General features: G+C 61.6%; 26 protein-coding genes. 16 read left to right on the top strand and 10 right to left on the bottom strand.

Going from position 1 to position 25,615, the window contains the following annotated elements:
- Positions 1-28 precede the first annotated feature (28 nt).
- Entirely contained in the window at positions 29-1,912 is a 1,884-nt protein-coding gene (locus tag CWE16_RS00755) for a CHASE2 domain-containing protein (protein WP_131592203.1), read from the bottom strand.
- The gene (locus CWE16_RS00750; protein ID WP_161567550.1) at positions 1,909-2,484 is read right to left on the bottom strand and encodes a cyclic nucleotide-binding domain-containing protein; all 576 of its coding nucleotides are present in this window, start codon (positions 2,482-2,484) and stop codon (positions 1,909-1,911) included. Before CWE16_RS00750 ends, CWE16_RS00755 begins: the two co-directional genes overlap by 4 nt.
- Positions 2,485-2,565: 81 nt before the next feature.
- Between CWE16_RS00750 and CWE16_RS00745 the strand changes: the two genes are divergently transcribed.
- Positions 2,566-2,904 carry a DUF3307 domain-containing protein gene (locus tag CWE16_RS00745; RefSeq protein WP_131592199.1) on the top strand — a complete coding sequence of 113 codons (339 nt, stop codon included), beginning with the start codon at positions 2,566-2,568 and terminating at the stop codon, positions 2,902-2,904.
- Positions 2,905-2,907: 3 nt separating this feature from the next.
- Positions 2,908-3,597: a Crp/Fnr family transcriptional regulator gene (locus CWE16_RS00740; RefSeq protein ID WP_131592197.1), complete on the top strand. Its 690-nt coding sequence runs from the start codon at positions 2,908-2,910 to the stop codon at positions 3,595-3,597.
- A gap of 3 nt (positions 3,598-3,600) precedes the next feature.
- Here the strand turns inward: CWE16_RS00740 and speA are convergent, their stop codons facing one another.
- The gene (speA, locus tag CWE16_RS00735) at positions 3,601-5,514 is read right to left on the bottom strand and encodes a biosynthetic arginine decarboxylase (RefSeq protein WP_131592195.1); all 1,914 of its coding nucleotides are present in this window, start codon (positions 5,512-5,514) and stop codon (positions 3,601-3,603) included.
- A gap of 129 nt (positions 5,515-5,643) precedes the next feature.
- Here speA and ndk point away from each other — a divergent pair, with 129 nt between their 5' ends.
- On the top strand, positions 5,644-6,102 hold the full coding sequence (ndk, locus tag CWE16_RS00730; protein ID WP_131592945.1) for a nucleoside-diphosphate kinase: 459 nt from the start codon (positions 5,644-5,646) through the stop codon (positions 6,100-6,102).
- 9 nt (positions 6,103-6,111) lie between these two features.
- On the opposite strand, the gene thiO is transcribed toward ndk, so the two are convergent.
- Positions 6,112-7,236 carry a glycine oxidase ThiO gene (thiO, locus tag CWE16_RS00725; protein ID WP_131592193.1) on the bottom strand — a complete coding sequence of 375 codons (1,125 nt, stop codon included), beginning with the start codon at positions 7,234-7,236 and terminating at the stop codon, positions 6,112-6,114.
- A gap of 77 nt (positions 7,237-7,313) precedes the next feature.
- Here thiO and gatB point away from each other — a divergent pair, with 77 nt between their 5' ends.
- Positions 7,314-8,801 carry an Asp-tRNA(Asn)/Glu-tRNA(Gln) amidotransferase subunit GatB gene (gatB, locus tag CWE16_RS00720; RefSeq protein ID WP_131592191.1) on the top strand — a complete coding sequence of 496 codons (1,488 nt, stop codon included), beginning with the start codon at positions 7,314-7,316 and terminating at the stop codon, positions 8,799-8,801.
- A gap of 9 nt (positions 8,802-8,810) precedes the next feature.
- Here the strand turns inward: gatB and CWE16_RS00715 are convergent, their stop codons facing one another.
- From CWE16_RS00715 to coaE, 4 genes are all read right to left on the bottom strand, one after another.
- Positions 8,811-9,332 carry a hypothetical protein gene (locus CWE16_RS00715; RefSeq protein WP_236629488.1) on the bottom strand — a complete coding sequence of 174 codons (522 nt, stop codon included), beginning with the start codon at positions 9,330-9,332 and terminating at the stop codon, positions 8,811-8,813.
- A 78-nt stretch (positions 9,333-9,410) separates the two neighbouring features.
- Positions 9,411-11,135, bottom strand: coding sequence for a hypothetical protein (locus CWE16_RS00710; protein WP_131592189.1), 1,725 nt, complete (start codon positions 11,133-11,135; stop codon positions 9,411-9,413).
- Between the two features lie 91 nt (positions 11,136-11,226).
- Positions 11,227-11,643 carry a hypothetical protein gene (locus CWE16_RS00705; protein WP_131592187.1) on the bottom strand — a complete coding sequence of 139 codons (417 nt, stop codon included), beginning with the start codon at positions 11,641-11,643 and terminating at the stop codon, positions 11,227-11,229.
- Between the two features lie 190 nt (positions 11,644-11,833).
- The gene (gene coaE, locus CWE16_RS00700) at positions 11,834-12,430 is read right to left on the bottom strand and encodes a dephospho-CoA kinase (RefSeq protein WP_131592185.1); all 597 of its coding nucleotides are present in this window, start codon (positions 12,428-12,430) and stop codon (positions 11,834-11,836) included.
- Between coaE and argJ the strand changes: the two genes are divergently transcribed.
- The 4 genes from argJ (at position 12,429) to CWE16_RS00680 (ending at position 16,381) form a co-directional block, all read left to right on the top strand.
- Entirely contained in the window at positions 12,429-13,721 is a 1,293-nt protein-coding gene (gene argJ / locus CWE16_RS00695) for a bifunctional glutamate N-acetyltransferase/amino-acid acetyltransferase ArgJ (protein ID WP_131592183.1), read from the top strand. The genes coaE and argJ overlap by 2 nt on opposite strands.
- 48 nt (positions 13,722-13,769) lie before the next feature.
- The gene (locus tag CWE16_RS00690; protein WP_131592181.1) at positions 13,770-14,321 is read left to right on the top strand and encodes a hypothetical protein; all 552 of its coding nucleotides are present in this window, start codon (positions 13,770-13,772) and stop codon (positions 14,319-14,321) included.
- 69 nt (positions 14,322-14,390) lie between these two features.
- Positions 14,391-14,702, top strand: coding sequence for a hypothetical protein (locus tag CWE16_RS00685; RefSeq protein WP_131592179.1), 312 nt, complete (start codon positions 14,391-14,393; stop codon positions 14,700-14,702).
- Complete coding sequence (locus CWE16_RS00680) at positions 14,702-16,381, top strand: ABC1 kinase family protein (RefSeq protein WP_131592177.1); 1,680 nt, start codon at positions 14,702-14,704, stop codon at positions 16,379-16,381. Before CWE16_RS00685 ends, CWE16_RS00680 begins: the two co-directional genes overlap by 1 nt.
- Positions 16,382-16,390: 9 nt before the next feature.
- Here CWE16_RS00680 and eno read toward each other — a convergent pair whose 3' ends face one another.
- Positions 16,391-17,683: a phosphopyruvate hydratase gene (gene eno, locus CWE16_RS00675; RefSeq protein ID WP_131592175.1), complete on the bottom strand. Its 1,293-nt coding sequence runs from the start codon at positions 17,681-17,683 to the stop codon at positions 16,391-16,393.
- Between the two features lie 99 nt (positions 17,684-17,782).
- Between eno and gloA the strand changes: the two genes are divergently transcribed.
- From gloA to rplL, 8 genes are all read left to right on the top strand, one after another.
- Complete coding sequence (gene gloA, locus CWE16_RS00670) at positions 17,783-18,181, top strand: lactoylglutathione lyase (protein ID WP_131592173.1); 399 nt, start codon at positions 17,783-17,785, stop codon at positions 18,179-18,181.
- Between the two features lie 29 nt (positions 18,182-18,210).
- Positions 18,211-21,033 (top strand): ATP-dependent Clp protease ATP-binding subunit, encoded by a 2,823-nt coding sequence (locus CWE16_RS00665; RefSeq protein WP_131592171.1) that lies wholly within the window; start codon positions 18,211-18,213, stop codon positions 21,031-21,033.
- A gap of 77 nt (positions 21,034-21,110) precedes the next feature.
- The gene (gene secE / locus CWE16_RS00660) at positions 21,111-21,350 is read left to right on the top strand and encodes a preprotein translocase subunit SecE (protein ID WP_131454973.1); all 240 of its coding nucleotides are present in this window, start codon (positions 21,111-21,113) and stop codon (positions 21,348-21,350) included.
- 66 nt (positions 21,351-21,416) lie between these two features.
- Positions 21,417-22,079, top strand: coding sequence for a transcription termination/antitermination protein NusG (nusG, locus tag CWE16_RS00655; RefSeq protein ID WP_131454972.1), 663 nt, complete (start codon positions 21,417-21,419; stop codon positions 22,077-22,079).
- A gap of 108 nt (positions 22,080-22,187) precedes the next feature.
- Positions 22,188-22,613 carry a 50S ribosomal protein L11 gene (gene rplK / locus CWE16_RS00650; RefSeq protein WP_131454971.1) on the top strand — a complete coding sequence of 142 codons (426 nt, stop codon included), beginning with the start codon at positions 22,188-22,190 and terminating at the stop codon, positions 22,611-22,613.
- A gap of 83 nt (positions 22,614-22,696) precedes the next feature.
- A complete protein-coding gene (gene rplA, locus CWE16_RS00645; RefSeq protein WP_131454970.1) occupies positions 22,697-23,404 on the top strand; it encodes a 50S ribosomal protein L1 in 708 nt (235 codons plus the stop codon).
- A gap of 243 nt (positions 23,405-23,647) precedes the next feature.
- Positions 23,648-24,175: a 50S ribosomal protein L10 gene (gene rplJ / locus CWE16_RS00640; RefSeq protein ID WP_131592169.1), complete on the top strand. Its 528-nt coding sequence runs from the start codon at positions 23,648-23,650 to the stop codon at positions 24,173-24,175.
- A 47-nt stretch (positions 24,176-24,222) separates the two neighbouring features.
- The gene (gene rplL, locus CWE16_RS00635; protein WP_131454968.1) at positions 24,223-24,615 is read left to right on the top strand and encodes a 50S ribosomal protein L7/L12; all 393 of its coding nucleotides are present in this window, start codon (positions 24,223-24,225) and stop codon (positions 24,613-24,615) included.
- Positions 24,616-24,879: 264 nt separating this feature from the next.
- Here rplL and CWE16_RS00630 read toward each other — a convergent pair whose 3' ends face one another.
- Positions 24,880-25,563, bottom strand: a complete 684-nt coding sequence (locus CWE16_RS00630; protein ID WP_131592941.1) for a DUF3747 domain-containing protein — start codon at positions 25,561-25,563, stop codon at positions 24,880-24,882.
- Positions 25,564-25,615 lie beyond the last annotated feature (52 nt).

Genomic DNA, 25,615 nt, shown 5'->3' with positions numbered 1-25,615 from the left:
AAATGGATCCCTCATAGTCATTGGTGGGTCAAAGGTCGCTGGTGTCAGTGTCAGTTCGCAGTGCGAACACACTTTGCACTCCCTGCCCACGGATTGCGTACTGCCCCAAGTCCTTCAGCGTTAGGTGGCTAGGGAGCTTCTTGGCGACGGCTTCGCTCATCACGATCGATGCATTGCAACGCTTGGCGATGGCTTCCAGGCGGCTAGCGGTGTTGACTGCATCACCGATCACGGTGTAGTCCATTCGGTGGTTGCTGCCGATGTTGCCGCTGACCACCCAGCCGTAGCTCAGAACGACCACCTGCTCCCAGGGAGGTTGGCCATCTGCTATCCAATCCTGATTCAGAGCTTGGAGTCGTTCCTGAAGGGAGAGGGCAGTGCGTATCGCTGCCAAAACGTTCGTTTCCGCGTCCTTCTGCAGAGGAGCTCCGAACACAGCCAGGACAGCATCGCCGATGAATTTGTCCACCGTGCCCTCCTGGGCATGGACGGCATCAACCACCTCACCGAAATAACGATTCAGGCGTTCGACCAAATCCTTGACGCGTCCATGCTCGGTCATGGTCTGTGTAAACGCTGTAAATCCCCTGATATCACTCATCAGCACGACGACATCTATTAAGCGACCTCCAAGAAGACCATCTGCCTCCTCTGGTTGATCCGCGATTTCTGCAGCCACTGCAGGCGAGAGATAGCGCCCCAACGTGCGGCGTAGTCGACGACGTTGCCATTGCAGATGCACGGTTGCCTCTCCTCCGCTCACGATGCCGGTGATCCCAAGGCCTGCGGCTAGTCCCACCATCGGCAGCAGGATCCCTACCCATGCCACCAGTGACGCACTGATCGCTAATAAGAGCCCCGCCGATCCGAGCAGGAAGCCGATTCTCGGGAGTGGTCGATCCCAGCGACCCGCGATCAGCCCAGCTGCGATCACGACGGCAGCAATCAGCCAATTCCATCCGGTAGGGGCTGAGATCCGTCGCAGCGATCGGCCCTCGAGGCGATTGGCGAGTTCGGTGGCATGCAGCTCGACACCAGGCATCCCTTCAGCTCCAGAGAACACCGCCGGATGTAGGTCCTGAAATACAGCTGCGGTCGGTCCGACAAGAACTAAGGCTCCCCTTAGGAGCTTTGATGCCTTCAAACTCTCAAAGGCCTTGGGTTCCAGAAGTTCCCAGATGGAGATCGTTTTGATCGTGCGAGGAGGTCCATAGGGATCCAGCAAGATGGAGCCGCTGGTTTTTACGTCAACGTCGCCACCCAGCCGTTTTAAAACTGCGTTGGCGAGTCCATCCGGTACCGAGGGTCCTAGTCGCTGTCGTAGGGAAATCACGGCATCACCGGGGCGCCGTCTGATCACCCCGTCAGGGTCGGGTTCGCCGTTCAGCAGGCCACGATGCACTACGGGTGACATCTTGCTCAGGGAGGGGGCAATGTCCAGAAACGACACCCCCGCCACAGGGCCACGGGTGGTCAGCGCCTGGGTGCCTAAAACCACGTGCTGTTGATGCCGTTTCAGTGCATCTGCAAACATTTGATCGTCCTCTGGCCCATGACTACTGGGTGCTTCGAACAGAACATCGAAGCCCACAACATCAGCACCGGCCTCTAATAATCGTTCCAAAACCCTGCCATGCACCTGTCGAGGCCAAGGCCATTGGGTGAGGCTTTTCAGTAATGGATCGTTGCTCAGATCCGCGTTAAGGGCCTGTTGAAGGCTGAAATCATCGATCGCCACGATCACGACCTGGTCTGGAGCTGTTCGCTTTCCGCGCCATTCCTGAACCAAGCCTGCGAAGCGAAGATTGAGCTGATTGAGAGCTGTGGCGTTCAGCCCCGCCACGATTGCAACCGTGCTGCCCAGCATGAGCAAGGCGGCATGGCGGCGGATCCATCCCAATGGCATGGTCATGATGCCCAAGGGTCTTGCACTAATCCTTCGAGCAGATCGGCAGCCCGGTTCAGGGCTCGGTCTGCTTCAGATGAAAGCGTCTTGCAGCAACGGGACAGCGTGGGGCGATCTCTCCGAGCCAATGCGTCGAGTGCTTCAAGCATTAAGGAGAGCTGGCCGTTGGCCCGCCGGCAGCGAGCACTGCTCAGGGCCAGGAGTTGCATCACGAGCTCGCTGTCATAAAGGGAGGCCTGAAGCAGGTCATCGGCTCTTACGGAGAGCAGTTCGGCTGGGCCATGGCTCACTCTCACCGAAGCGCTATGGCGGTAATCGCCAATCAGGGCCATTTCACCAAGGAGTTCGTCGCTACCGACCGTTGCCAGGACACGAGGCCTGCCGGAGCCGTCCTGCATCTCAATGGTGAGCTCTCCGCTCACCACCAGAAGGACTCGTTCAGCTTCAGCGCCCTCATGGATCACCACCTCCCCTACCGCGGGCTTCAGGGTGTCGTACTGAAGTTCGCTTAGGTGCGTGTCAAAAAGAAGCCGGAGGCGTTCCCTCACGTGCCTGAGCTGAAGGTCGTCGCCCTCCATGGCGCCGGAGCGGACCACTGATTCCATGCTGGCCACTCGAGTGGAAATCGTCCGTGCCAACTGCCTTAGCGTCACGATCTGATGCCGGTTGCCGTGATCTCGTTGCTCGATCTCCTGATTCTTCTGGTGCTGGCCCATTTCGTGTGCGATTTCGTGCTGCAAAGCGATCGCATGGCACGGGAGAAGACGCCCGGCCTGGATGACACTCTGAACTGGCGCTGGTGGCTCGGTGCCCATGCCTCAACCCACGGCCTCGCAGTGGCCTTGATCACCGGCATGCCTCTGATCGGGTTGGCTGAGATGTTCGTGCACGCGATCATCGATTGGCTGAAGGTTCGCCTTCGCTTCTCCCTAGCCATCGATCAGTGTCTGCATCTTTTTTGCAAGTTGATCTGGGTGGGGTTGATCGCCTGCCTCTGAACCATGAGCCTGCTTACAAGAGATGATCTGGGGGCTATGGCCCTCTTCGCCGATCTTGCTGACGATCAGCTGGATCTTTTGCTGGATCGTCATCGGGAGACCAGTCATCAGATCGATCAGGTGATCGTGATGGAGCAGGACTGGGGTGAGTCGCTGTTTTTGATTCGTTCTGGTTTGGCCAAGGTGCGCACTTACACCGCTGACGGTGATGAGGTGATCATGTCGCTCCTGGGTCAGGGTGACGTCTTTGGGGAAATGGCTGCCCTCGATGGGGCCTCTCGATCAGCTGATGTGGTGGCCCTCACACCACTGCGCCTGGTCAAGATGCGCGCTGCTCCGTTCGCGGCACTCCTCACACAGCAAGCCGCCTTCGCCCTCGCCCTTGCTCGACTGGAGGCCAGTCGACTGCGGGATCTGAATCAGCGCTTCGCTCTGCAGAGTGCCGATGCCACAACACGCTTGCTTGATTCCCTGGCTTACTTATCTCGGAAATCCTCTGGATCCACCGATCCCCTGGCCTTGATTCCGCCACTGGCGCAGAAGGAAATCGCGCTTCTTGCTGGATTGGCTCGCGAGACGGCGTCGAGGACGTTGAGCAAGTTGAGAAGTCGAGGCACCGTCATTGAAGAGGACGGACAGTTGCGCCTTGTCGATGCCCAGCCTCTGATCAAGCGAGGCCTGTTAGAGGGTTGAGGCTCATTCCTGCAGATAGGTGGTTTGGCGAAGACTGGTGGTCACGTGGCTCATGAGACGACGGGCATCGCTGACGGAGAGTCGCCCGTCACTGATGGCCTGTTCGCTGGCCAAGCGAAGACGTTCGAGCATTAGCTCGGGATTGTGTTCCATCGCCTGGAGAACATCGGCGTTCGTGTCTCCTTGCACGACATGGTCAACCCGATAGCCACCACCTGGGGCCAGTCGGATGTGCACCGCGTTGGTGCTGCCGAAAAGATTGTGCAGATTGCCCATCACTTCCTGGTAGGCACCGGCGAGAAAGAGGCCAACCAGGTAGGGCTCGCCAGGTTTGGGCTGGTGGAGCTCGAGGAGTGATTTGCTCTTGCCATCATGAATGAAGCGGGCGAGCTTCCCGTCGGAATCACAGGTGAGGTCAGCAATGTTGCCGAGTTGATCTGGTTCTTCGTCCAGGCGATGAATCGGCATCACCGGGAAGAGTTGATCGATGGCCCAGGTGTCTGGGGCGGAACGGAAAACGGAGAAATTGGCGTAATAGGTGGTGGCCAGGCTGGCCTTGAGGTTGCGCAGATCCTCGGGGCAGTGTTCCGGGGGGATGAGCGATGCGATCTTGCGGGCGCAAGCCCATGCGAGCTGTTCGGCCCGGGCTCGATCGGGAAGATTGAGATAGCCCAGCCGGAAGGCGCTGAGTGCATCGTCCTTGAATTTGAGCGCATCATTCCAGGCTTCCTGCAGGTTGCTTTCGTTGATGTTGTTGAGGGTCTCCTGCAGGTTGCGCACAATCAGCGGGTCATCTTCAGCAGCGGATGGCGCGTGATCAGGAGCTGTGCCCGCTCCGAGAACATCGAAGACCAGCACACTGAAATGGCTGGCCAGAGCTCGTCCGCTTTCGCTGACGAGAGTCGGCACAGGCACGTTGCAGGGTTCGCAGCATTCCCGCACAGTCGCCACTACATCATTGGCGTAGTTCTGAAGGGAATAGTTCGTGGAGGCAGCGGTGGCACTGCGACTCCCGTCGTAGTCGATGCCAAGTCCACCGCCTACATCTAAGTAGCCCATCGGAGCACCCAGGCGATGGAGCTCCACATAGATCTGCCCAGCTTCTTGCAGGGCATCCTTCAAAACGGCAATGTCATTGATCTGACTGCCGATATGGAAGTGGAGTAGTCGTAGTTCGCTGAGTAGGTCGGCCTCCTCAAGCGCTCGAACGGTGTCCAGTAGTTCTGGGATGGACAGCCCGAATTTGGCGCGATCGCCGACGGAACTCCCCCAACGTCCCGTGCTGCGAGTGGACAGCCGAGCCCGGATTCCGATCAGGGGCGCTGCACCCAAATCACGACTGGCTTTGATGATGCGATTGACCTCTTCGGGCTGTTCGATCACCACCACGGGTTGACGACCGAGGCGTCTCGCCAGGATGGCGGTTTCGATGTAGCGCTGATCTTTGTAGCCGTTGCAGATCAGCAGAGCGTCCGGGTCTTCGAGAAGTGAGAGTGCGATCAGCAGTTCGGCCTTGCTGCCGGCCTCCAGGCCGAAATGCCAGCGTTGGCCGCTCTCGACGAGCTGCTCCACCACATGGCGTTGTTGGTTGCATTTGACCGGAAACACCCCCTGATAACGACCTCTGTACCCGTAGTGGGCGATGGCGCGGTCAAAGGCGGCGTGGAGTCGCTCCAGGCGGTCTTCAAGAATGTCATCGAAGCGGATCAGGAGGGGGAGAGCCAAATCGCGGTCCCGCATGCCCGTGACGAGATCCACCAGGTCGATGCTGCCGCCGCGATCCCCCCTGGGTTGCACAGACACATGCCCCCTGGCATTCGTGGAGAAGTAGGGATCCCCCCAGCGATCGAGCCCATAGACACTGGCGCCTGCCTGGGCAGTCCAGGTGCCGTCGGTGCCAGAGGGAGCACTGAGCATCGATGCTTCCGCCACAGTTTGAGACTCGGAATCTAGGCAGCTCGGTCACGAGCTTCAGCTTTGGGCAGCAGGCTTGCTTGCCAAGCGGGCCGTCGGCCACGGACGATGACCGCGGTTTTTCTCCTACTCATGGCTGCCGAACGCACCTTCATTGCCATCAAGCCCGATGGCGTCCAGCGTGGTCTCGTTGGCGAGATCCTTGGCCGTTTCGAGCGCAAGGGTTTCAAGCTGGTGGGGCTCAAGCAGCTCACCCCCAGCCGGGAGCTGGCAGAGCAGCACTACGGAGTGCATAGGGAGCGCCCCTTCTTCGCCGGCCTGGTCGAGTTCATCACGTCCGGCCCCGTGGTGGCGATGGTCTGGGAGGGTGACGGTGTGATCGCCAGCGCTCGCAAACTGATTGGTGCGACGAAGCCCCTGGAGGCCGAGCCCGGCACCATCCGCGGTGATCTGGCGATCAATATCGGTCGCAATGTGATCCACGGATCCGATGCCCCGGAAACGGCCCAGTTCGAGATCGGTCTCTGGTTCCAGGCTTCCGAGCTGAGCGACTGGACCCCTTCGGATCAGGGCTGGCGCACCGAGGGCTGATCCTTCCGATCAGTCAGGGTTCTTGCTGAGAGCCCCGGCTTCAAACCGGTCCCAGCGAAAGTCCCCCAGCAGCTCATCATTGAGCTGGCTGGGGGATTCCTGTTGCATGGCATCCGCCACCAGCTCTGCGGTCAGGCCCGCCATCAGCACCCCGTTGCGGTGATGGCCGCAGGCCAGCCAGAGCCCCGTGATCGGGCTTGCCCCCAGCAGAGGGCCCTCGTCGGGGGTGCAGGGTCGGAATCCCCACCAGCGTTCCATCGGTGGCCAGTCCATGGCTTGCGGCAGCAGGGAGGCGATGCCGTCCTGCAGGGTCCGCTGTCCCTGGGGGGTGAGACCTTCCTCAAAGCCGGCTTCGGTTTCGGAGGTGGCGCCGACCACCACCAGTCCGTCCTCGCGGGGCACCAGGTAAGTGCCGGGGCCGAAGATCACCCGCTTGAGGGCGCCCCGAGGGGCCTGGAGGGACAGCATTTGCCCTTTCACGGGAAACACCGGGAGGGCGGAGAGCAGTCGGGCGCTCCAGGCGCCACTGCAGAGCACGGCTGTTGAACAATTCAGTGTGTATTCCGTTCCTTCTGCGTTACGGACTCGTGCTCCTTGCAGGTGTTTGCCGTCCTGTTCGAGAGCCAGGACCTCTAAGCCCTCCTGGAAGCGCACGCCGCGGTCGGCGCAGGCGCTTTCGAGGGCCCGCATCAGCAGGCGGCGATTGTCGATCTGGCCGTCCTGAGCAAAGAGCAGTCCTGTGCTCCATTGCGGGGCCAGGCCCGGTAGCTCCCGCTCGAGCTGGGTGCGGTTCAGGGCCTGCCCCCAGGCTGCGGTGGGGTAGTGGTCCCGTTCCGTTGCATCTCGGAACGGCACCACGATGCCGCTGGAGCGCAGGCCGCAGGGCAGGCCGCTGTCGGCCTCGATCTGGGCGACCCACCCTGGGGCCCGCTCCAGGCTGATCTGCCCGAAACGCAGCTGGGTGCCGCTCAGGCCCTCGGCATGGGGGGCCAGCATGCCGGCGGCCACGAATCCAGCCGCTTCGCTGCGGCGGCGGCTCAGCACGGTCACCTGCCGGCCGCGGCGGGCCAGCTGATGGGCCACCGCCAGCCCCATCAGTCCCCCTCCCAGGATCACGACGGGATCGTCGGCCATTGCCCCCTTGTGGTTCAGACACCCGACCTTAACGACGTCGTTCCATAGGATTGGCCGGCTAGCAGGGATCTGGGCGGATGGCAGCGAACGGCGCGGGCACGGGCAACTGGGAAGCCGTGATCGGTCTGGAGACCCATGTGCAGCTGGGCACCGAGAGCAAGATCTTCACCAGCGCCTCCACGGCCTTCGGTGATGAACCCAACACCCACATCGACCCGGTGGTGTGCGGCTTGCCCGGCACCTTGCCTGTGCTGAATCAGAAGGTGCTCGAGTATGCGGTGAAGGCGGCGATGGCCCTCAACCTCAACATCGCGGAGCACTGCAAGTTCGATCGCAAGCAGTATTTCTATCCCGATCTGCCGAAGAACTACCAGATCTCTCAGTACGACGAACCGATCGCTGAAGACGGCTGGATCGAGGTGGAAGTGGCAGAAAAAGGCAAAGACACCTACCTCAAGCGCATCGGTATCGAGCGTCTGCACATGGAGGAGGACGCGGGCAAGCTGGTGCATGCCGGCAGCGATCGCCTGGCGGGCTCCACCCACTCGCTGGTGGATTACAACCGCGCTGGTGTGGCCCTGGCTGAGATCGTGAGCAAGCCCGATCTGCGCACCGGCCGGGAGGCAGCGGAATACGCCTCGGAGATCCGCCGGATCATGCGTTATCTGGGCGTGAGCGACGGCAACATGCAGGAGGGATCGCTGCGTTGTGACGTCAATATCTCCGTGCGCCAGGGGCCTGATGCCCCCTTTGGCACCAAGGTGGAGATCAAGAACATGAACTCCTTCTCGGCGATCCAGAAGGCCTGCGAGTACGAGATCCAGCGTCAGATCAAGGCCTACGAGAGCGGCGAACCGATCGTTCAGGAAACCCGCCTCTGGGATGAGGGCAAGCAGCTCACCAAGAGCATGCGCAGCAAGGAGGGGGCCAGCGACTACCGCTATTTCCCCGATCCCGATCTCGGTCCGATTGAGGTGAGTGTCGAGCAGCGCGAAGCCTGGCGTGCCGAGTTGCCGGAGCTGCCCTCGGCCAAGCGCCATCGCTACGCAGACACCCTGGGGCTGTCGCAGTACGACGCCCGGGTGCTCACCGACGAGCGGCCGATGGCTGACTACTTCGAAGCGGCGGTGGCAGCCGGCGCTGATGCCAAGCTTGCTGTCAATTGGATCACTGGCGATATCGCCGCCTATGTGAACAGCAACCGTCTCAGCTACGGGGACTTGCCCTTCCGCGCGGAGCAGCTGGCGGAGATGGTGAAACTGATCGATGGCGGCAAGATCAGCGGCAAGATCGCCAAGGAAATCCTTCCTGAGTTGCTCGAGCAGGGTGGCTCACCGGCCAAGATCGTCGATGAGCGAGGCCTGGGCATGATCAGCGACCCGGCCGCGATCACCGCCATCGTCGAAGAGCTCCTGGCTGCTCACCCTGAGGAGGTGGAAGCCTTCCGCGGCGGTAAGAACAAGCTGCAGGGCTTCTTCGTCGGTCAGCTGATGAAAAAGACTGGCGGTAAGGCTGATCCGAAGCTGGCGAATCAGATCCTCACCCAGAAGCTGAAGGGGGGCTAAATCCCCGTCTCAGTTGGTCTGTGGAGGGCCGTTATACAGCTCGTTCAGCACCGAGCGGCCATCGGCGGCGATTTTCAGAATCGTTTGAATGCTGGGGGCGTCACCGCTCTGCTCCCAACCCGGTGGCCCTCCAGGGATGTTGAAGATGAAGTCGCCATTCTCACGGCTGAGGCAGGGATTGCCTGCAGCGCCGGCGAACATGCAACTGGCGGGTCTGTAGGCGCTGAGCCCACCGTTGAGCCGGATTGCTGTATCGCGAGCCAGGTTGATGCTGCGTCGTGCGGCGAGGGGATCGTTCGGGCTGCTGTCAGGGACTGAAGCGTTGCCTGGTGCTGGAGCTTCGCCCGGCGTGCAGCTCACTTGTGATGAGCTCAGGTCGATTGCGCTGACAGCGACAAGGGCTCCCGATGCACGGTCATAACAGCGGAACGTGATCGCCTGTGCTTGGGCAGCGTTGCCGCAGCTGATGCTGGCGGTGGCCAGGCTGAAGGCGCTCAAGCCGACGGCGCTCAGGTGGAGCAGGTGGTTCATGCCTGAATTCTGATGGACAATCCCTGGCGATGGGTAAGCCCCGCCATGGGCGGGGCGCGGGTTCGGTGGCCGTTGTTGTCAGCGTGCGGTGCGGTTGGAGAGGGTGTAGGTCACCCGCACCGAGCTGCCCTCATTGCTGGGGAGGGGAACTTCATATCGACCGGTCTGCCCCGGGGCAACGGTCAGGATCTTGCGGTACACATAAGTGCCGATCAATCGACCTCTGCAGCTCGTTCCCTCGTAGAGCTTCACTTCGACACCAAGGTTGGCATTGCCATTGCTGTCAATCCAAACCTTGTCCCAGTCGTCGGATCTCACCTCATTATCAACACAGAAGCGGGTTTTGTTGGAGGATGGGAAGAAAGCGCTGAAGCGTGTGCCGTTGCTTTGTGGCCGCTTAAGTTGCAGCGTTTTAGAGAAAGTACGTTGTCCGGTTTCGTTTCTTGAGAGGCTGTCGTGATCAACAATGTAAACCGTTTTTGTGAGGCTGAGTACCTGTTTGCTCGCCTGAGCCCTGGGTTCAGGATTTTCCTGAGGGCAGCTGTTGCGAAGGGTGCGGGGCGGGTTGTTCGTGGTTGACCAGCGCGTGTTCGCGGTGGCTGATCCGCTGACCTTCACCAACTCCCCATTGCGGACTTCCAGTGTGATGTTGCCGCTTCGCTGATCACAGGCGTTGGTCCATCGGCCGGTGATTCTGTTGCCCCTGGTCCGTCCAATCAAGGTGTTCAGAAGTTGTCCGGAATTCGTGTAGCCGCGCATTCGGAAGTTGTTCTGTCCTGGGATTTCCTGGGTTTGGAGGATGTTGTAATAACCACTGTTATTGCCTTTCCACCAGCCATTCAGGTTCGTAGGCGCCTGGTCTTGAGGTGGTTGGGGTGTGTCGCAGCTCGGTTGGGCTGAGAGATTGACGTTGGCGGGGGTGTTGATGCGAACCAGGGTTTGGGTTGACAGGTTGCCACCGACTTTGTCAAGTGCTCCGTTGCGGAGGCTGAATGCAAAGGAACCCCGTGCTCCATGACAGTAGTTGTTCCAGTTTCCGCTGATCAGGGCACCATTCACAATCCCAGTGGAGATGTTCAGCGGTTGCCCTGAGCTTTGGAAGCCCTTGATGGTGACATTGCTGCCATTCACGCTGATATGGAAGAGCCTGTTGTCATTGCCGCGCCACCAGCCGTTGAGGTTGACGGGCTGCTCGGGTTGGGGAGAGGGTTCTGGATTGGGCTGGAGTTCTGCTGGGCCCGGTACTTGGGTCACTTGGCTGAATAAAAATATGGATTTATCGCGCCCGTTGGGATTGTCGACGGAGGCCTTGAGCCTGTCATCATTGTTGACCTTGAGCCACTTGTCATTTTTGCGGGATTGCAGTGCCATCCGTCCGCCTAGTCCTGTTGCTACGAAAGTGGTACTTTCCCGGTCTGACTTGCATTGGTAGGAGTCGAGTAGCACGGTTTCATCGTTGTTTTTCACGCGCCACCACTCATTGGGGTTTTTCACGCTGCGCAGGGCAAATGTGTTTCTGACGGCGCCAGGCAGGTTGCTGACATCAAAGAGTTCGAAGACGCCTTCGCTTCCGGGGGCTGGTTGGTCACGGAGGTTGGCTTTCAGGGCATCGTTGTGATGGCCGCCGCTCACATAGCGGTCATTCAACTTTGACTTGATCACAAACTGGCCGAGGGAGCGTCCGTTTTCGCAGTTCACTCCGTTGTTGGCGGAGGCTGCGGGAGTTTGAAGGCTTGCAGTGGCAATCAGTGCGGTGGCCGTGATGGCGCTGGTTGCTGTACGGGCCTGGTTGAGCAGAGACATGGCGTTTGCTTTTAGTTGGTTTTTAGAAGCTAGTGAGTGAGTTCGTTTTGACCAGTGTTTGAAAAATGTTTGTTGTCAAGTGACGTTCGGCTCAGCGGAAAAGATCGGCGATGCCTTGCCCAAGCAATTTGCCGAGGTGTTGGCCAACGGCAGAGCCCAGTTGATCGCCGGAGCTCATCTCGGGTGCAGGGGTCACTTCTGGATTGCTGAAACCTGGCTCAACAGCTCCGTCGCCCGTGAAATCCGCCTCGCCTGCGCCGATCTCGATCACGGGATCTGGGCTGGTTGGTGAAGGTGAGGTTTGGGCGGGTGTGGTGGTGCCGGGAACGGGCAGGCAGCTCACGGCGGGGCTGGTCATGTCCACCGCACTGCGAGCAACGAGCTGACTGGTGGTGCGATCGAAGCAGTCGAAGGCGATGGCCATGGCATCGGCTTTGGGACCGTGGGCAATCGCCAGAGCTGAGGAGCTGAAAGCGACGGCGGAGAGGAGGGAAAGGGAGCGGGTCATGGTTTGCAGTGAGGGTGAGGAGAGAGGAGGAGTGGGGGCGGCTGTGTGTTCCGCCGATGAACCCAAGATCTCTGCGATTGCGATGCCGCTTGTTGATGCCGGTCTCACTGGCCTGTGAGCTTGATCACAGGCGCTGAGTCGACTGCGGCACAGTCGATCTTTCCTTGCTTTTTCTGATCAGAGCCGGATTTCAGAGCTTTGATTCGACCAGCACGGTCCACGCTTCTGGCCGGTCACCGTTGTCAATCACCAGGTCTGCCTTGGCGCACTTGCTGGCGAGGGGCAGTTGAGCGGCGATCCTGAGCCGGGCTTCCTCGGCCGTCAGCGCATCTCGGGCCATCAGTCGCTCTTGTTGCTGCTGTTTTGAGCAGGTCACAACCCAGATTTCTGTGCAGAGGTTCTCCAGGCCTGCTTCAAACAGCAGCGGAATCATCAGCACCACAATTGGCTCCTGCTCGAGCCTCAGCAGCTCCCCATCGAAGTGATCGCGGACGAGGGGGTGGACCAGCCGCTCGAGCCAACGCCGTTCGTCTGGGTCGCTGAACACGATCCGGCCCAGGGCCGCGCGATCGATGCGCCCTTCCACCATGGTCGAACCGCTCGCCAGCACCCGATCTCCGAAGTGTTCCAGCACCCGTTTGGCACCCTCGCTTCCGGTGACTAGGGCGTTACGGGCGATTTGGTCGGCATCCAGTAGTGGAATGCCCCTGTCGGCCAACCAGCGACCAACACTGCTCTTGCCGCTGGCGATGCCGCCGGTGAGACCGATCCGGCGTTGGGCAGGCATGGTGCGGCGTCAGGATGGATCCAGTGTCTCGCGTGCGCCCGTGTTTGCGGCTACCAGCGGCTCATCGATCTCATGGACTCCCCTAGAGGGGGGCATCACCGCACCACAGGGGTTTGAAGCGGCTGGCATCACCGCAGGACTGAAGGCCTCCGGTAAGTCGGATCTCTCCTTGTTGCTGGCCCCGGAAGGCGCTGTTTGCGCCGGCACTTTCACCACCTCCGTGGTGCGTGCCGCCTGTGTGGATCTTTGCGCGCAGCGGTTGGCTGCGAGCTCGGGTCGGGCCAGGGCCGTGCTCACCAATTCAGGGCAGGCGAATGCCTGCACCGGCGATCGCGGCTTGATTGATAGCCAGAGGGCTACGCAGGCGCTGGCTGATCGTTTGGGCCTGGATGCTGACGAGGTGCTGATTTGTTCGACCGGCGTGATCGGTGTGCCGATTCCGATGGACACCCTGCTAGCGGGCTTGGATCCCCTTCTCGAAGCGCTCAGCTCTGAGGGCGGGGCTGCTGCCGCCACCGCGATCCTGACGACCGACTTGATCGATAAGCAGATCGCCCTTGAGGCGGACCTCGGCGGCCGTCGCGTGCGGATCGGCGGCATGGCCAAGGGCTCCGGGATGATCCATCCCGATATGGCCACCATGCTCGGCTATCTCACCTGTGATGCCGGCGTGCCGGCTGAGGTCTGGCAGGCCATGGTGAAGCGAGCGGTGGATCGCTCCTTCAATGCGATCACGGTGGATGGAGACACCAGCACCAATGACACTTTCCTTGCCTTTGCTGCTGGAGAGCCGCTGGCTCCCGCCGATCTGGCGGGTCTTGAGGAAGGCGTGACCCTGGTGGCACAGCATCTGGCCCGCGCCATCGCCCGTGATGGAGAGGGTGCGACCTGCTTGATCGATGTGCTGGTCCAGGGTGCGGCAACGGAAGCAGAGGCCCTTCTGATCGCCCGCACGGTCTGTGGCTCATCGCTTGTGAAAACAGCCGTGCATGGGCGCGACCCCAACTGGGGACGGATCGTGGCGGCTGCCGGTCGTTCCGGTGTGGACTTTGACCCCGAAGCCGTGGCTCTATGGCTGGGGCCCTATCAGCTGATGGCTGCAGGACGGCCCCTTCCCTTTGACCGGGATGCCGCTTCGGGCTATCTGAGGCAGCGGGCTGCAGGGGCCTATCTCCAGGACGACAGCGTCTTGATCCGATTGGAGCTGGGTGATGGCTCCTGCAGTGGCCGTGCCTGGGGGTGTGACCTCTCGGATCAATACGTTCGCATCAACGCCGATTACACCACTTGATCCCTGTCGCGGCTGCCAGGATGGACCTGTGAATTGGACGCTTTCCCCTTGGCCAAGGAGTCCACGTCCCAGGCAGCACCTGAGCGGCCGACGCGACCCCGCTTCTGGGTGGGTCCGCTCGTGGCAGGCGCTTGTTTTGCCCTGGGCTACGGCATCACCCAACGCATCATCGTGATGCAGGGTGCTTTGCAGAAGCCTCAACGTGAGGGGTTCGCAGCGCAGCCATTCCCTGGACAGACCCTTGAGGATCTGCGGCGACGCCACGGTGACGATCAGCAGGCATTGACCGCTGATGTGGCAGCCAAGGAAGCGGAGCTGGCTCGCCAGCGCGATGCCGAGAAGGCTGCCCTGGAGGCGGAGCGCCTCGCTGCTGAAGCCAAGCGCAATGCAGAGCAGCAGGCTGCCCTTGGCCCGCTGCCGGAGCAGGCGCTGCCTGAGCCGGTCTGGGCCGAGCCCGCTTCGGCGGTCCCCGCGCCTGTGCTGCCCAAGCCTGAGCCAGGCCGAGCTGTGGCCGAACCAGCCCCGGTTCAGACCCAACCAGCGTCGCCCGCTCCTCTCGCTCCCTTCCCGGCGGCGCCGGTCGCTCCCCCGACCCCCTAGGCCGCTGGTTGGGGATCGCGCTTTCCGCCGGGTATCTGCCACAGTTTCAGCATCAGCTCTGTCGAGGTCATGCCCTCTCCTGATGCCCTGATCAGAGCCACCATGCACCGCCTGGCCGCTCGCCTCGGCCATGGTTTGGCGGAGGCGGCCGCTGAAGTGGCCGTGATCGCCCAGGACGCACCTGAGCGGCTGCGCCGAGAATGGGATCTCTTTCAAGACGAGGTGCGGGCGGAAGCGGAACGACTGGATGCCGATGAGCAGGAGCCGTCTCACCCCGCACAGCCCGCAGGCCCCGTTGGGGATGTGGATCCCCAGCAGCAGATTGATGGCCTCCGTGCGCGGGTTGCGGAGCTCAGTCGCTTGATGGAGGAGACACCCTGATGGGGGCTCCGGCGCTTCCTATGCCCCTGCGCAGTGTGCTGCGTGCCTTGCGCATCTGGCGTGCAGTGCTCACGCTCATCGTTCTGCTCTGGTGGGATGGTTGCGCCTGGACCTATCCCGGCGGTTGCAGCGCCGAACGGCGTCAGGCCCGTCAGCAGCAACGTGCCCGCTGGCTGACGGCTGAACTGCTCGCCCTTGGCTCGGCCTTCATCAAGCTCGGTCAGCTGCTTTCGGCCCGGCCCGATGTGCTTCCAGCGGGTTGGGTGTCCGAATTGGCTGATCTTCAGGACCGGGTGCCTGCCTTTTCGTTTGACCGGGCCCAGGCGGTGCTGGAGGAAGAGCTCGGAGCCCGTTGCGCCGAGATCATCGATCTGGATCAGCAGCCCCTCGGAGCTGCCTCCTTGGCCCAGGTGCATCGCGCCAGCCTGCGAAGCGGTCGGCAGGTGGTGCTCAAAATTCAGCGCCCGGGGCTCGAACGCCTGTTTCGCCTTGATCTGGAGGTGATGCAGCAGGTGGCTGCCGTTCTGCAGCGGCATCCCAGTTGGGGCCGGGGCCGCGATTGGGTCGCGATCGCCCAGGAATGCAGGAGAGTCTTGTTGCGGGAACTGGACTTCCGCTTGGAGGCTCAGCATGCCGCCCGCTTCCGGCAGCAGTTTCTCGATGAGCCACGCATCCGGGTGCCCGGGGTGATCTGGGAGCTGAGCAGCCGTCGGGTGCTTTGCCTGGATTATTTGCCGGGAATCAAGGTCAATGATCGCCCTGCCCTTGTTGCCGCAGGGATCGAACCTTCGTCTGTGGCTGAAATCGGAGCGGCCAGTTATCTGCAGCAACTGGTCCGCTTTGGCTTCTTCCATGCCGATCCCCATCCCGGCAACCTCGCTGTCGCCAGTGATGGCGCCCTGATCTATTACGACTTCGGGATGATGGGGCTGCTCTCCGATGGCCTACGTCGGCGGCTGGGTGCCATGGTCCGTGCGGCGGCCTCAAGGGATGCGGCGGCTCTGGTCAGTGAGATGCAGGCCGCTGGGGTGATCTCCCGTGATGTGGACATCGGGCCGGTTAGGCGCTTGGTGCGGTTGATGTTGCAGGAGGCGCTCACGCCTCCTTTTAGCGCCAATGTGATCGACAAGCTTTCTGGAGATCTCTATGAGCTGGTGTATGGCCAGCCCTTCCGGCTGCCGGTGGAGTTGATCTTTGTGATGCGGGCTCTCTCCACGTTTGAAGGCGTCGGACGCAGCCTCGATCCCGCCTTTAGCCTGGTGGCGATTGCCAAGCCCTACCTCCTTCCCTTGATGGCTTCCAGTGGATCCGGACCCAACGATCTCTTCAATGAACTGGGCCGTCAGGTGGGAGCGCTGAGCAGCCGCGCTGCAGGGATCCCCCGCCGGCTTGACGAGAGCCTGGAGCGCCTGGAGCAAGGGGATTTGCAACTGCAGATCCGGATGGGCGAATCTGACCGTCAGTTCCGGCGCATGGTGACGGCACAACACGCGGTCGGACAATCAGTGCTGTTGGGCTCGTTGGCCCTGGCAGCTGCGCTGCTCGGTGCGGGCCCAAGGCCTTTGTGGGCCCTGCTGCCTCTGGCAGCAGGGGTTCCCGTCGGCACGGGCTGGCTCAAGCTGCAACTCAAGCTCCGTCGGGATGGACGGATTGAGCAGCTTGGCCAGAACGGTCCCTGAGCCTGAGCCTCAGCCCCGGCCGCGGGGACCTTGGCCAACGGCACCGGCGTAAACGGCCTGGCTGCCCAGCTCATCTTCAATGCGGAGCAGCTGGTTGTATTTGGCGACCCGTTCGCTGCGGCTCAAGGAGCCGGTTTTGATCTGACCAGCGCGGGTGGCGACGGAGAGATCAGCAATCGTGGTGTCTTCGGTTTCACCGCTGCGGTGGCTGATCACGCTGGTGTAACCGCTGCGGCCTGCCAGATCGATCGCCTGCAGGGTTTCGGTCAGGGTGCCGATCTGATTCACCTTGATCAGGATCGAATTCGCTGTGCTGGCATCGATGCCTTGCTGAAGGCGCTGGCTGTTGGTCACGAACAGGTCATCACCCACGAGCTGCACACGGTTGCCCAGGCGTTCGGTCAGGTGCTTCCAGCCCTCCCAATCATCTTCCGCTAGTCCGTCCTCGATCGAAACGATCGGGAAGCGATTCACCAGCTGCTCGAGTTGGTCGACCATCTCGGCACTGGTGTAGCTGCCGCCGCCAAAGGCGTAACGGCCATCGGCGAAGAACTCTGTGCTGGCCACGTCGAGGGCAAGGGCGATCTCCTCGCCGGGCTTGTAGCCGGCTTTCTCAATGGCTTCCACCAGGATTTCGCCCGCTTCAGTGTTGCCCAGATCAGGGGCGAAGCCCCCTTCATCGCCCACGGAGGTGCTCAGGCCACGGTCCTTGAGCAATCCCTTGAGGGTATGGAACACCTCGGTGCCCATGCGCAGGGCTTCGCGGAAGCTGGGAGCACCGTGGGGCACCAGCATGAATTCTTGGAAATCAAGGCTGTTGGCCGCATGGGCGCCGCCGTTGATCACGTTCATCAGGGGCACCGGCAGCAGGGTGGCCATCGGTCCGCCCAGGTAGCGGTAGAGCGGAAGGCCCACGCCGTTGGCAGCTGCACGGGCCGTGGCCATGCTCACCGCCAGGATGGCGTTGGCGCCCAGGTTGGATTTGTTGGCGCTGCCGTCGAGTTCGAGCATGGCTGCATCGATGCTCGCCTGGTCGAGGGCAGACAGTCCGCAGAGAGCGGGCGCGATCCGATCCTCGATGTGGTCCACCGCCTGGGTGACACCCTTACCCATGTAGCGGCTGCCGCCATCACGCAGTTCATGGGCCTCGTGGGCGCCGGTGCTGGCGCCGCTGGGCACGATCGCCCGACCGCTGGCACCTCCCTCGAGCAGCACTTCCGCTTCCACGGTGGGGTTGCCGCGGGAATCGAGCACCTCCCTGGCAACGATGGTGTCAATGACGAGGTCGAGGGAATCGAACACGTGCCGTCGTTCAAAGTTCCGAGGATCCTATGGGTCGCCCCCTGACCCTCCTTTGTGTGCTTTGGCACCATGCTGGGAGAAACCGGGGGATCAACGCTGATGCGCATGTTGCACACCATGCTCCGGGTCGGGGATCTAGAGCGCTCTTTGAGCTTTTACACCGAGGTGCTGGGCATGCGTCTTCTGCGTCGCAAGGAGTACCCCTCGGGCCGTTTCACCCTGGCGTTTGTGGGTTATGGCGATGAGAGCGAGCACTCGGTGCTCGAGCTGACCCATAACTGGGATACCGATCACTACGAGCTGGGTGACGCTTATGGCCATATCGCCCTCGGGGTGGAGGACATCCGGGCTACCTGCGCGGCCATCGCCGGCAAAGGCGGACGGGTGGTGCGTGAACCCGGTCCGATGAAGCACGGCAGCACGGTGATCGCCTTTGTGGAGGATCCCGATGGATACAAGGTGGAGCTGATCGAGCTCTCCTCCAAGGCGGCTGCCTAACGCAACTGCTTAACGCCAACAGGGTGATGATGACTTCCGAGATGCGTTCCGCCACAGATCCACCGGCCAGCCTCACCATGGAGCCCGATCGCTTCAGCGACGAGGCCTGGGATCTGCTGCTGGCTGGGCAGGATCTGGCCCGTCGTTGGCGCCATGCCGAATTGGATGTGGAGCATTTGCTCCAGGTGTTGTTCAGCGACCGTCGCTTCATGGAGACGGTGCGGGCCTTGCCGCTCGATGTCCCGGGGCTGATGGATCGACTGGAGGCCTTCCTCGCCGACCAACCCATGGCTCGGGGAGACGATCTTTTTATTGGAGAAGATCTCGAGGAGCTCTTGGAGGCGGCCGACCGCTCTCGCGCCCTCTGGGGATCCCGCCAGATCGAGCTCTCCCATCTGCTGATTGCGATCGGACGTGATCCACGCATCGGGGCTGATCTTTTTGACAGTGCTGGCCTCCCGGCCGATCGCCTCGAGTCGGAGTTACGTCGTTGGTCGCCAGGGTCGGCGGTGGTCCCCACGGTCTCCGCTGAGCGTTCTGCTCAGCCAAGGCCATCGGCTGAACGACAAGCTTCAGCGGCACAGAAACCGTCTGCTGTTCAACAACAGTCCGTTGTTCCTCAACCGCCGACTGCACCACCACAGTCCGCGGCACCTCGGCAGGTGCCGATGGAGTCGATGGCTGAGCCCCCGGCATCGGAGCTGCCCGCTGAACCCTCAGCATTGGAGCTCTATGGACGGGATCTGACGGCGGCGGCGGCGGCCGGTCAGTTGGATCCGGTGATCGGTCGCGATGGTGAGATCCGGCGCTTGATCAAGGTCCTCTCCCGACGGGGCAAGAACAATCCGGTGCTGATTGGTGCTCCTGGGGTGGGCAAGACCGCGATTGCTGAACTGCTGGCCCAGCGGATCGTTGCCGGTGAGGTGCCCGACTCGCTGTTGGGTCTGCGGCTGGTCGCCCTGGATGTGGGCGCCTTGATTGCGGGTGCCAAGTTCCGCGGCCAGTTTGAGGAGCGCTTGCGCTCGGTGTTGGCGGAGGTCAGTGATCCTGAGGCGGGAGTGGTGCTGTTCATCGATGAACTGCACACGGTGGTCAGCAGCGACCGCTCCAGTGCCGACGCCGGCAGTTTGCTCAAACCAGCCCTCGCCCGGGGTGATCTGCGTTGTATTGCTGCCACCACGACGGAGGACTATCGGCGCACGGTGGAGAAGGATCCGGCCCTGAGTCGACGCTTTCAGCAGGTGCCGATCCTTGAGCCTTCGATCGAGCTCAGCATCGAGATTCTGCGCGGCCTGAAGGAGCGCTATGAGCTGCACCATGGCGTGACGATCACCGATGAAGCCCTTACGGCGGCGGCCCGTTTGGCGGATCGCTACATCAGTGATCGCTGTCTGCCGGATAAAGCCATCGACCTCATTGATGAGGCGGCCGCCCAGCTCAAGATGGATGTGACCTCCAAGCCTCAGGTGGTGGAGGATGCCGAGTCGGAGCTTCGCCGGGTGGAGCTGGCGCTGTTATCGGCTGAGCAGGCACCGGAGGCTGAACGGGTTCAGCTGCAGCGATCCCGTCTGGAGGCTGCGTCCCGACTGGAGGATCTGCGTCAGCGTTGGCAGGCGGAGCGGGATCAATTGGCGGAGCTGCGTCAGCTCCTGCAGGACGATGAGGATCTGCGCCATGCCATCGCCGAAGCCGAGCGGAATGCTGATCTCGAGGAAGCCGCCCGTTTGGAATACGACCAGCTCCATCGCGTGCAGCAGCGCCGCCGCGATCTGGAGCAGGTGCTGATTTCGGCTCAGGCGGAGGGCAGGGCTCTGCTGAGGGAGCAGGTGGAGGCTGCTGACATCGCTGATGTGGTGGCCCGCTGGACCGGGATCCCTGTCCAGCGCCTGCTGGCGGGTGAGCGCCAGAAGCTTTTGGAACTTGAGAACCATCTCGCCCAGCGTGTGATTGGTCAGCCCGAAGCGGTGCAGGCGGTGGCAGCGGCGATCCGACGCGCCCGGGCCGGCATGAAGGACCCGCGTCGCCCTGTGGGGTCCTTTCTCTTCCTCGGACCCACAGGGGTGGGCAAGACCGAGCTCGCCAAGGCCTTGGCAGCCCTGCTCTTTGACGAGGAGGAGTCGCTGGTGCGCCTTGATATGAGTGAATTCATGGAGCGCAACGCAGTGGCTCGCCTGCTTGGAGCTCCTCCCGGCTATGTGGGCTATGAGGAAGGTGGTCAGCTCACCGAGGCCGTCCGTCGGCGCCCCTATGCGCTGTTACTGCTCGATGAGGTGGAGAAGGCACACCCCGATGTCTTCAACGTCCTGCTGCAGGTGCTGGATGACGGGCGTCTCACGGATTCCCAGGGGCGCACCGTCGATTTCCGCCACACGGTGGTGGTGATGACCAGCAACCTGGCCAGTCGCGCCATTCTGGATCGTGCCCGTCAGGGGCAGCAGCCGGAGGCCGATGTCGCGGCGCTCGATCAGGCCCTCGCCGCCCAGGTGGATGAGGCCCTGTCGCGCCAGTTCAGGCCGGAATTCCTCAACCGGATTGATGAGGTGATCCGCTTCCGCCCTCTGGCGATCGACGATCTTGAGCGGATCGTGCATCTCCAGCTCGCTGAGCTGGACCAACTGATGCGGGAGCAGGACCTGGAGCTGCGCGTTGACCCCGCCATTGTGCGAGCCCTGGCGGAGCAGGGCTTTGAACCGGAGTACGGAGCGCGGCCCCTGCGCCGGGTGCTGCGGCGACAGTTGGAAAATCCTCTGGCTACGGAACTTTTGGAGGATCGCTTCCGCGGTGCCAAGGCGGTGAAGGTCACTCCAGGCGCGACGGCATTGGACCCGTTCCGCTTCGAGCCTCAAACTTGAGTCGATCAGGCATCCGGTAAGGTGTCTGTTTGCCGGCAGGTGCTGACAGCACCGGTGTCAGCTCCGGCCCCCGATCCGTGACCACCCCCACTTCCGAGGACACCACCGCGAGCCAGCCCCAAGCTCCCTCTGATGAGGGGCGTAAGGGTGGCTTTCTGGCGGCCGCGTTTGAGGAGCTCAAGCTGGTGGTCTGGCCGAGTCGTCAGCAGCTCTTCAGCGAATCGATCGCTGTGATTTTGATGGTCAGTCTCTCTGCTGCGGCCATCGCTGCACTCAGTCGTTTTTACGGCTGGGCTGCTTCTCAGGTGTTCCGTTGAGGCGTCGTCGGTTCCGTTGTCGGACCTTTGATTGCCCCCGTCGTTTTCCCTCCCTCTCCTTCGCCCGTGTCTGACGTCGACCTCACAGCTGATACCTCCGAGGTGCTGGATCTGCCCGCACCGAATGAGGGTGAAGAGGGGACGGCTTCGGCCGCGGCTCGCACCAGCGTGGCCAGGTGGTATGCGGTTCAGGTGGCCTCGAGCTGTGAAAAAAAGGTGAAAGCAACGCTGGAACAGCGCGCTGTCACCCTCGGCGTTAGCTCTCGCATCCTTGAGATTGAAATTCCCGAAACTCCTGCGGTGAAGGTGAAGAAGGACGGCAGCCGTCAGTCCACCGAGGAGAAAGTTTTCCCTGGCTACGTGCTGGTGCGCATGGTGCTGGACGAAGACACGATGATGGCGGTCCGCAGCACCCCAAACGTCATCAATTTCGTGGGTGCAGAAGATCGACGTGCCACCGGTAAGGCTCGCGGCCACATCAAGCCCCGGCCTCTCAGCCGTCAGGAGGTCGACCGCATCTTCAAGCGGGCGGCTGAGAAGAAGACCGTCGTCAAGGTCGATCTCACCGAGGGTGATCAAATCCTGGTGACCGCCGGTCCGTTCAAAGACTTCCAGGGTGAGGTGATCGAAGTGGCAGGGGAGCGCAGCAAGCTCAAGGCTCTGCTGTCGATCTTTGGCCGGGAAACCCCGGTCGAGCTCGAGTTCTCTCAAGTGAGCAAGCAGAACTGATCAGCGGCGGCCGCCTCCCTGCGGAGGGCGGCCTGAGGGGTGGTTCGCCACTTCGCCGCATCTGTCCCGAGGGCCAGGTGATCCGCAGATGTCCAACTCCTGTAGCCGATGGCCAAGAAAGTCGTAGCTGTGATCAAGCTGGCCCTTCAGGCCGGCAAAGCCAACCCTGCACCGCCGGTGGGTCCTGCCCTCGGTCAGCACGGGGTCAACATCATGGCGTTCTGCAAGGAGTACAACGCCCGCACTCAGGACAAGGCCGGTTATGTGATTCCGGTGGAGATTTCGGTCTTCGAGGACCGCAGTTTCACCTTCATCACCAAGACGCCTCCGGCGTCGGTGTTGATCACCAAGGCCGCTGGAATCGACAAGGGTTCCGGTCAGTCCGCCAAGGGCAGCGTTGGCTCCATCAGCCGTGCCCAGCTCGAGGAGATTGCGAAGACCAAGCTGCCTGACCTCAACTGCACCAGCGTTGAGTCGGCCATGCGCATCATCGAAGGCACCGCCCGCAACATGGGCGTCGCCATCAGCGACTGACGCGCTGCTCAACTCCGCACCTCCAGCTTCACTGTTCCCATTACCGGGGGAGACCGATTGGTCGCCTGCACCCCATCCCTGTCATGCCAAAACTTTCCAAGCGTCTGGCCAGCCTCGTCACGAAGATCGAGGACCGGGCCTATGAACCCCTTGAAGCGATTCAGCTGATCAAGGAGAACGCCACCGCCAAATTCGACGAAACGATGGAGGCCCATGTGCGCCTCGGCATCGATCCCAAGTACACCGATCAGCAGCTGCGCACCACCGTCGCTCTGCCGAATGGCACCGGTCAGACCGTGCGTATTGCTGTGGTGACCCGCGGTGAAAAGGTCGCCGAAGCCAAGGCTGCTGGCGCTGAGCTCGCCGGTGATGACGATCTCGTTGATTCCATCGCCAAGGGCGAGATGAATTTCGATCTCCTGATCGCCACCCCCGACATGATGCCCAAGGTGGCGAAACTCGGTCGCGTGCTTGGCCCCCGTGGCCTGATGCCCAACCCCAAGGCCGGCACTGTGACGACCGACCTTGCAGGTGCCATCAAGGAATTCAAGGCCGGCAAACTCGAGTTCCGTGCCGATCGCACCGGCATCGTGCATGTGCGTTTCGGTAAAGCAAGCTTCACGGCCGATGCTCTGCTGGAGAACCTCAAGACGCTTCAGGAGACCATTGATCGCAACAAGCCCAGTGGTGCCAAGGGCCGTTACTGGAAGAGCTTGTATGTGACCTCCACCATGGGCCCCTCGGTGCAGGTGGACTATTCCGCTCTCCAGGACATCAAGCAGGAGGGGTAAGCCCCCTCGTTGATGTAAGTTATTGAGCTGGCGAAAGCCAGACGGGCACGCGCCCGGCCAAAGACAGCGGGTGAACCACTCGATCGTTCTCAACGAGCATTCGAGCGATTCGTAAATCCTGCCGAGGCAGACGCGACGGTTTTTTGTCCCCTCGGGGATTGGATCGACACGCGGCCTCCGCTTCTTCGGAAGTGTTGATCGGCCGCGTGCCCAGCTTGTTCCCCTCGATCCGATCCAATTCCTATGGGCCGCACGCTGGAGAGCAAGCAACAGATCGTCGAAGAGCTCAAGCAGCTCCTCGGTGAGTCCGAAATGGCACTGGTCCTGGATTACCAGGGTCTTTCCATCAAGGAGATGTCTGATCTGCGGACCCGTCTGCAGGCCAGTAACGGTGTGTGCAAGGTGACCAAAAACACCTTGATGCGTCGTGCCATTGATGGTGACAGTGCCTGGTCAAATCTCGACGCTCTTCTGAGCGGCACCAATGCCTTCGTTCTGGTCAAGGGCGATGTCGGTGGTGCTGTTAAGGCCCTTCAGGCCTTCCAGAAGGAAACCAAGAAATCCGAGACCAAGGGCGGCCTCTTCGAAGGCAAGCTTCTGTCCACGGACGAGATCAAAGCCATCGGCGACCTCCCCTCCAAGGAGGTGCTCATGGCCCAGATCGCCGGTGCGATCAATGCTGTGGCCACCAAGGTGGCTGTTGGCATCAACGAGGTTCCCTCCGGTCTTGCTCGGGCGCTCAAGCAGCACGCCGAATCCGGCGACAGCTGATCGTCTTCGACCCGACTGTTTTTTTGATCTGTTGCTGATTCCCACCCATGTCTGCAAAAACCGACGAAATTCTCGAATCGCTGAAAACCCTCTCGCTGCTTGAAGCTTCCGAGCTCGTCAAGCAGATCGAAGAGGCCTTCGGTGTGTCCGCTGCCGCATCTGCTGGTGTGGTGATGGCCGCTCCTGGCGCCGCCGCCGGTGGCGGTGGTGAAGCCGCCGAAGAGAAGACCGAATTTGATGTTGTGCTGGAAAGCTTTGATGCTTCCGCCAAGATCAAGGTCCTCAAGGCTGTCCGTGAAGCCACTGGCCTCGGCCTGGGCGACGCGAAGGCCATGGTTGAAGCTGCTCCTAAGGCCATCAAAGAAGGTGTGTCCAAGGATGAAGCTGAAGCCCTCAAGAAGGCCATCGAAGAGGCCGGCGGCAAGGTCACCCTCAAGTGATCGCAAGGGGTCTTCCCCCCTGTCGTTTTCACAGCCGGTCCCTTGGGGCCGGCTTTTTGATGACTGAATCAAGGGCAAAAAAAAGCCCCGCCGAAGGCGGAGCTTTGAGTGGAACGCATTACAGGAGTCTGTCCTTGTTTCGACCCTGAAGAGGCGCTCGGCACTCCTCACACTTTGTGAAATTAATTCGGAGAAGGATGCTGCGCTGCTGTGATCGTGCGCTCTTTCAACTGTCTGATCGCAAGCTGCGGCAAGTAGATCCGCTCAAGGCCTGTAGGGAATCACCTCCAGGCGAACCGGGCCACGTCCGGCCAGGCTGCTGATTCTCGGCGCTTCTGGCGCGGAAGGTTGGCCGAGTCTGCGGAAGCCACCGGTTGTGTCGCTCTCCCCTGCCAGGGTCAGAAGTCGGTTCGTGGGCGAGGGATTGGCGAAATACACGTGGCTGAGGGTGCGCCCCTGGTAGGCCCGTCGCTCTAGTGCCCAGCCAGGTTCAAGGTTCAGTTTCACAAAGGCATTGCGATCGCGGCGGTAGCGGCTGGCGCGTGCCACTGGAATCGGCACCCCCCGATCCGGGTCGATGGCCAACAGCACCAAACCATTGCGATCGTCTTCAATCCGCAGCCGGAAGCGTTTGTCCATGTCTTCGCCACCGGCCCTCAGGGAGTAGCCGTTGCTGTCGAGGTAGCGGCTGCAGATCCCCGAGAAATCGAAGTCATTCAGGGATGGGTTCACCAGACCGTCGCGGCGCTCTTCCCAGCAGAGAGGGCGTTGTTGGATCTGTTCCAGCACCAGCAGTTTCCAGCTGTTGCGTCCCACCGCCTGCGCCAGTACGGCAAAGCGCTCCTGATTAAGGGGCTGGCTGTCGAAGAGTCCCGCCGCCAGCAGCGGCAATCCACTCAGGCTGAGCAGCAGTCCGGCCACCAGGCTTCCGGGGTAGGTTCGCGGCATGGCGGGGAACTCCTGGGTGGGAACGCAATCCGTGTTGTACCGAACCTTTTGC

Origin of the sequence: Synechococcus sp. BS55D (genome assembly GCF_004332415.1) — a bacterium.
GTDB lineage: Bacteria > Cyanobacteriota > Cyanobacteriia > PCC-6307 > Cyanobiaceae > Synechococcus_C.
The sequence above is the reverse complement of the archived record's forward strand: the minus strand, read 5'-3'. Positions and strand labels throughout refer to the sequence as shown.

What these genes read in the sequence shown, in the direction of transcription:
- CWE16_RS00755 (WP_131592203.1), bottom strand. Translation starts at nt 1,912, where the DNA reads ATGACCATGCCATTGGGATGGATCCGCCGCCATGCCGCCTTGCTCATG.
- CWE16_RS00750 (WP_161567550.1), bottom strand. Translation starts at nt 2,484, where the DNA reads ATGGAGGGCGACGACCTTCAGCTCAGGCACGTGAGGGAACGCCTCCGG.
- CWE16_RS00745 (WP_131592199.1), top strand. Translation starts at nt 2,566, where the DNA reads ATGCCGGTTGCCGTGATCTCGTTGCTCGATCTCCTGATTCTTCTGGTG.
- CWE16_RS00740 (WP_131592197.1), top strand. Translation starts at nt 2,908, where the DNA reads ATGAGCCTGCTTACAAGAGATGATCTGGGGGCTATGGCCCTCTTCGCC.
- speA (WP_131592195.1), bottom strand. Translation starts at nt 5,514, where the DNA reads ATGCTCAGTGCTCCCTCTGGCACCGACGGCACCTGGACTGCCCAGGCA.
- ndk (WP_131592945.1), top strand. Translation starts at nt 5,644, where the DNA reads ATGGCTGCCGAACGCACCTTCATTGCCATCAAGCCCGATGGCGTCCAG.
- thiO (WP_131592193.1), bottom strand. Translation starts at nt 7,236, where the DNA reads ATGGCCGACGATCCCGTCGTGATCCTGGGAGGGGGACTGATGGGGCTG.
- gatB (WP_131592191.1), top strand. Translation starts at nt 7,314, where the DNA reads ATGGCAGCGAACGGCGCGGGCACGGGCAACTGGGAAGCCGTGATCGGT.
- CWE16_RS00715 (WP_236629488.1), bottom strand. Translation starts at nt 9,332, where the DNA reads ATGAACCACCTGCTCCACCTGAGCGCCGTCGGCTTGAGCGCCTTCAGC.
- CWE16_RS00710 (WP_131592189.1), bottom strand. Translation starts at nt 11,135, where the DNA reads ATGTCTCTGCTCAACCAGGCCCGTACAGCAACCAGCGCCATCACGGCC.
- CWE16_RS00705 (WP_131592187.1), bottom strand. Translation starts at nt 11,643, where the DNA reads ATGACCCGCTCCCTTTCCCTCCTCTCCGCCGTCGCTTTCAGCTCCTCA.
- argJ (WP_131592183.1), top strand. Translation starts at nt 12,429, where the DNA reads ATGGTGCGGCGTCAGGATGGATCCAGTGTCTCGCGTGCGCCCGTGTTT.
- coaE (WP_131592185.1), bottom strand. Translation starts at nt 12,430, where the DNA reads ATGCCTGCCCAACGCCGGATCGGTCTCACCGGCGGCATCGCCAGCGGC.
- CWE16_RS00685 (WP_131592179.1), top strand. Translation starts at nt 14,391, where the DNA reads ATGCCCTCTCCTGATGCCCTGATCAGAGCCACCATGCACCGCCTGGCC.
- CWE16_RS00680 (WP_131592177.1), top strand. Translation starts at nt 14,702, where the DNA reads ATGGGGGCTCCGGCGCTTCCTATGCCCCTGCGCAGTGTGCTGCGTGCC.
- gloA (WP_131592173.1), top strand. Translation starts at nt 17,783, where the DNA reads ATGCGCATGTTGCACACCATGCTCCGGGTCGGGGATCTAGAGCGCTCT.
- CWE16_RS00665 (WP_131592171.1), top strand. Translation starts at nt 18,211, where the DNA reads ATGACTTCCGAGATGCGTTCCGCCACAGATCCACCGGCCAGCCTCACC.
- rplK (WP_131454971.1), top strand. Translation starts at nt 22,188, where the DNA reads ATGGCCAAGAAAGTCGTAGCTGTGATCAAGCTGGCCCTTCAGGCCGGC.
- rplA (WP_131454970.1), top strand. Translation starts at nt 22,697, where the DNA reads ATGCCAAAACTTTCCAAGCGTCTGGCCAGCCTCGTCACGAAGATCGAG.
- rplJ (WP_131592169.1), top strand. Translation starts at nt 23,648, where the DNA reads ATGGGCCGCACGCTGGAGAGCAAGCAACAGATCGTCGAAGAGCTCAAG.
- rplL (WP_131454968.1), top strand. Translation starts at nt 24,223, where the DNA reads ATGTCTGCAAAAACCGACGAAATTCTCGAATCGCTGAAAACCCTCTCG.
- CWE16_RS00630 (WP_131592941.1), bottom strand. Translation starts at nt 25,563, where the DNA reads ATGCCGCGAACCTACCCCGGAAGCCTGGTGGCCGGACTGCTGCTCAGC.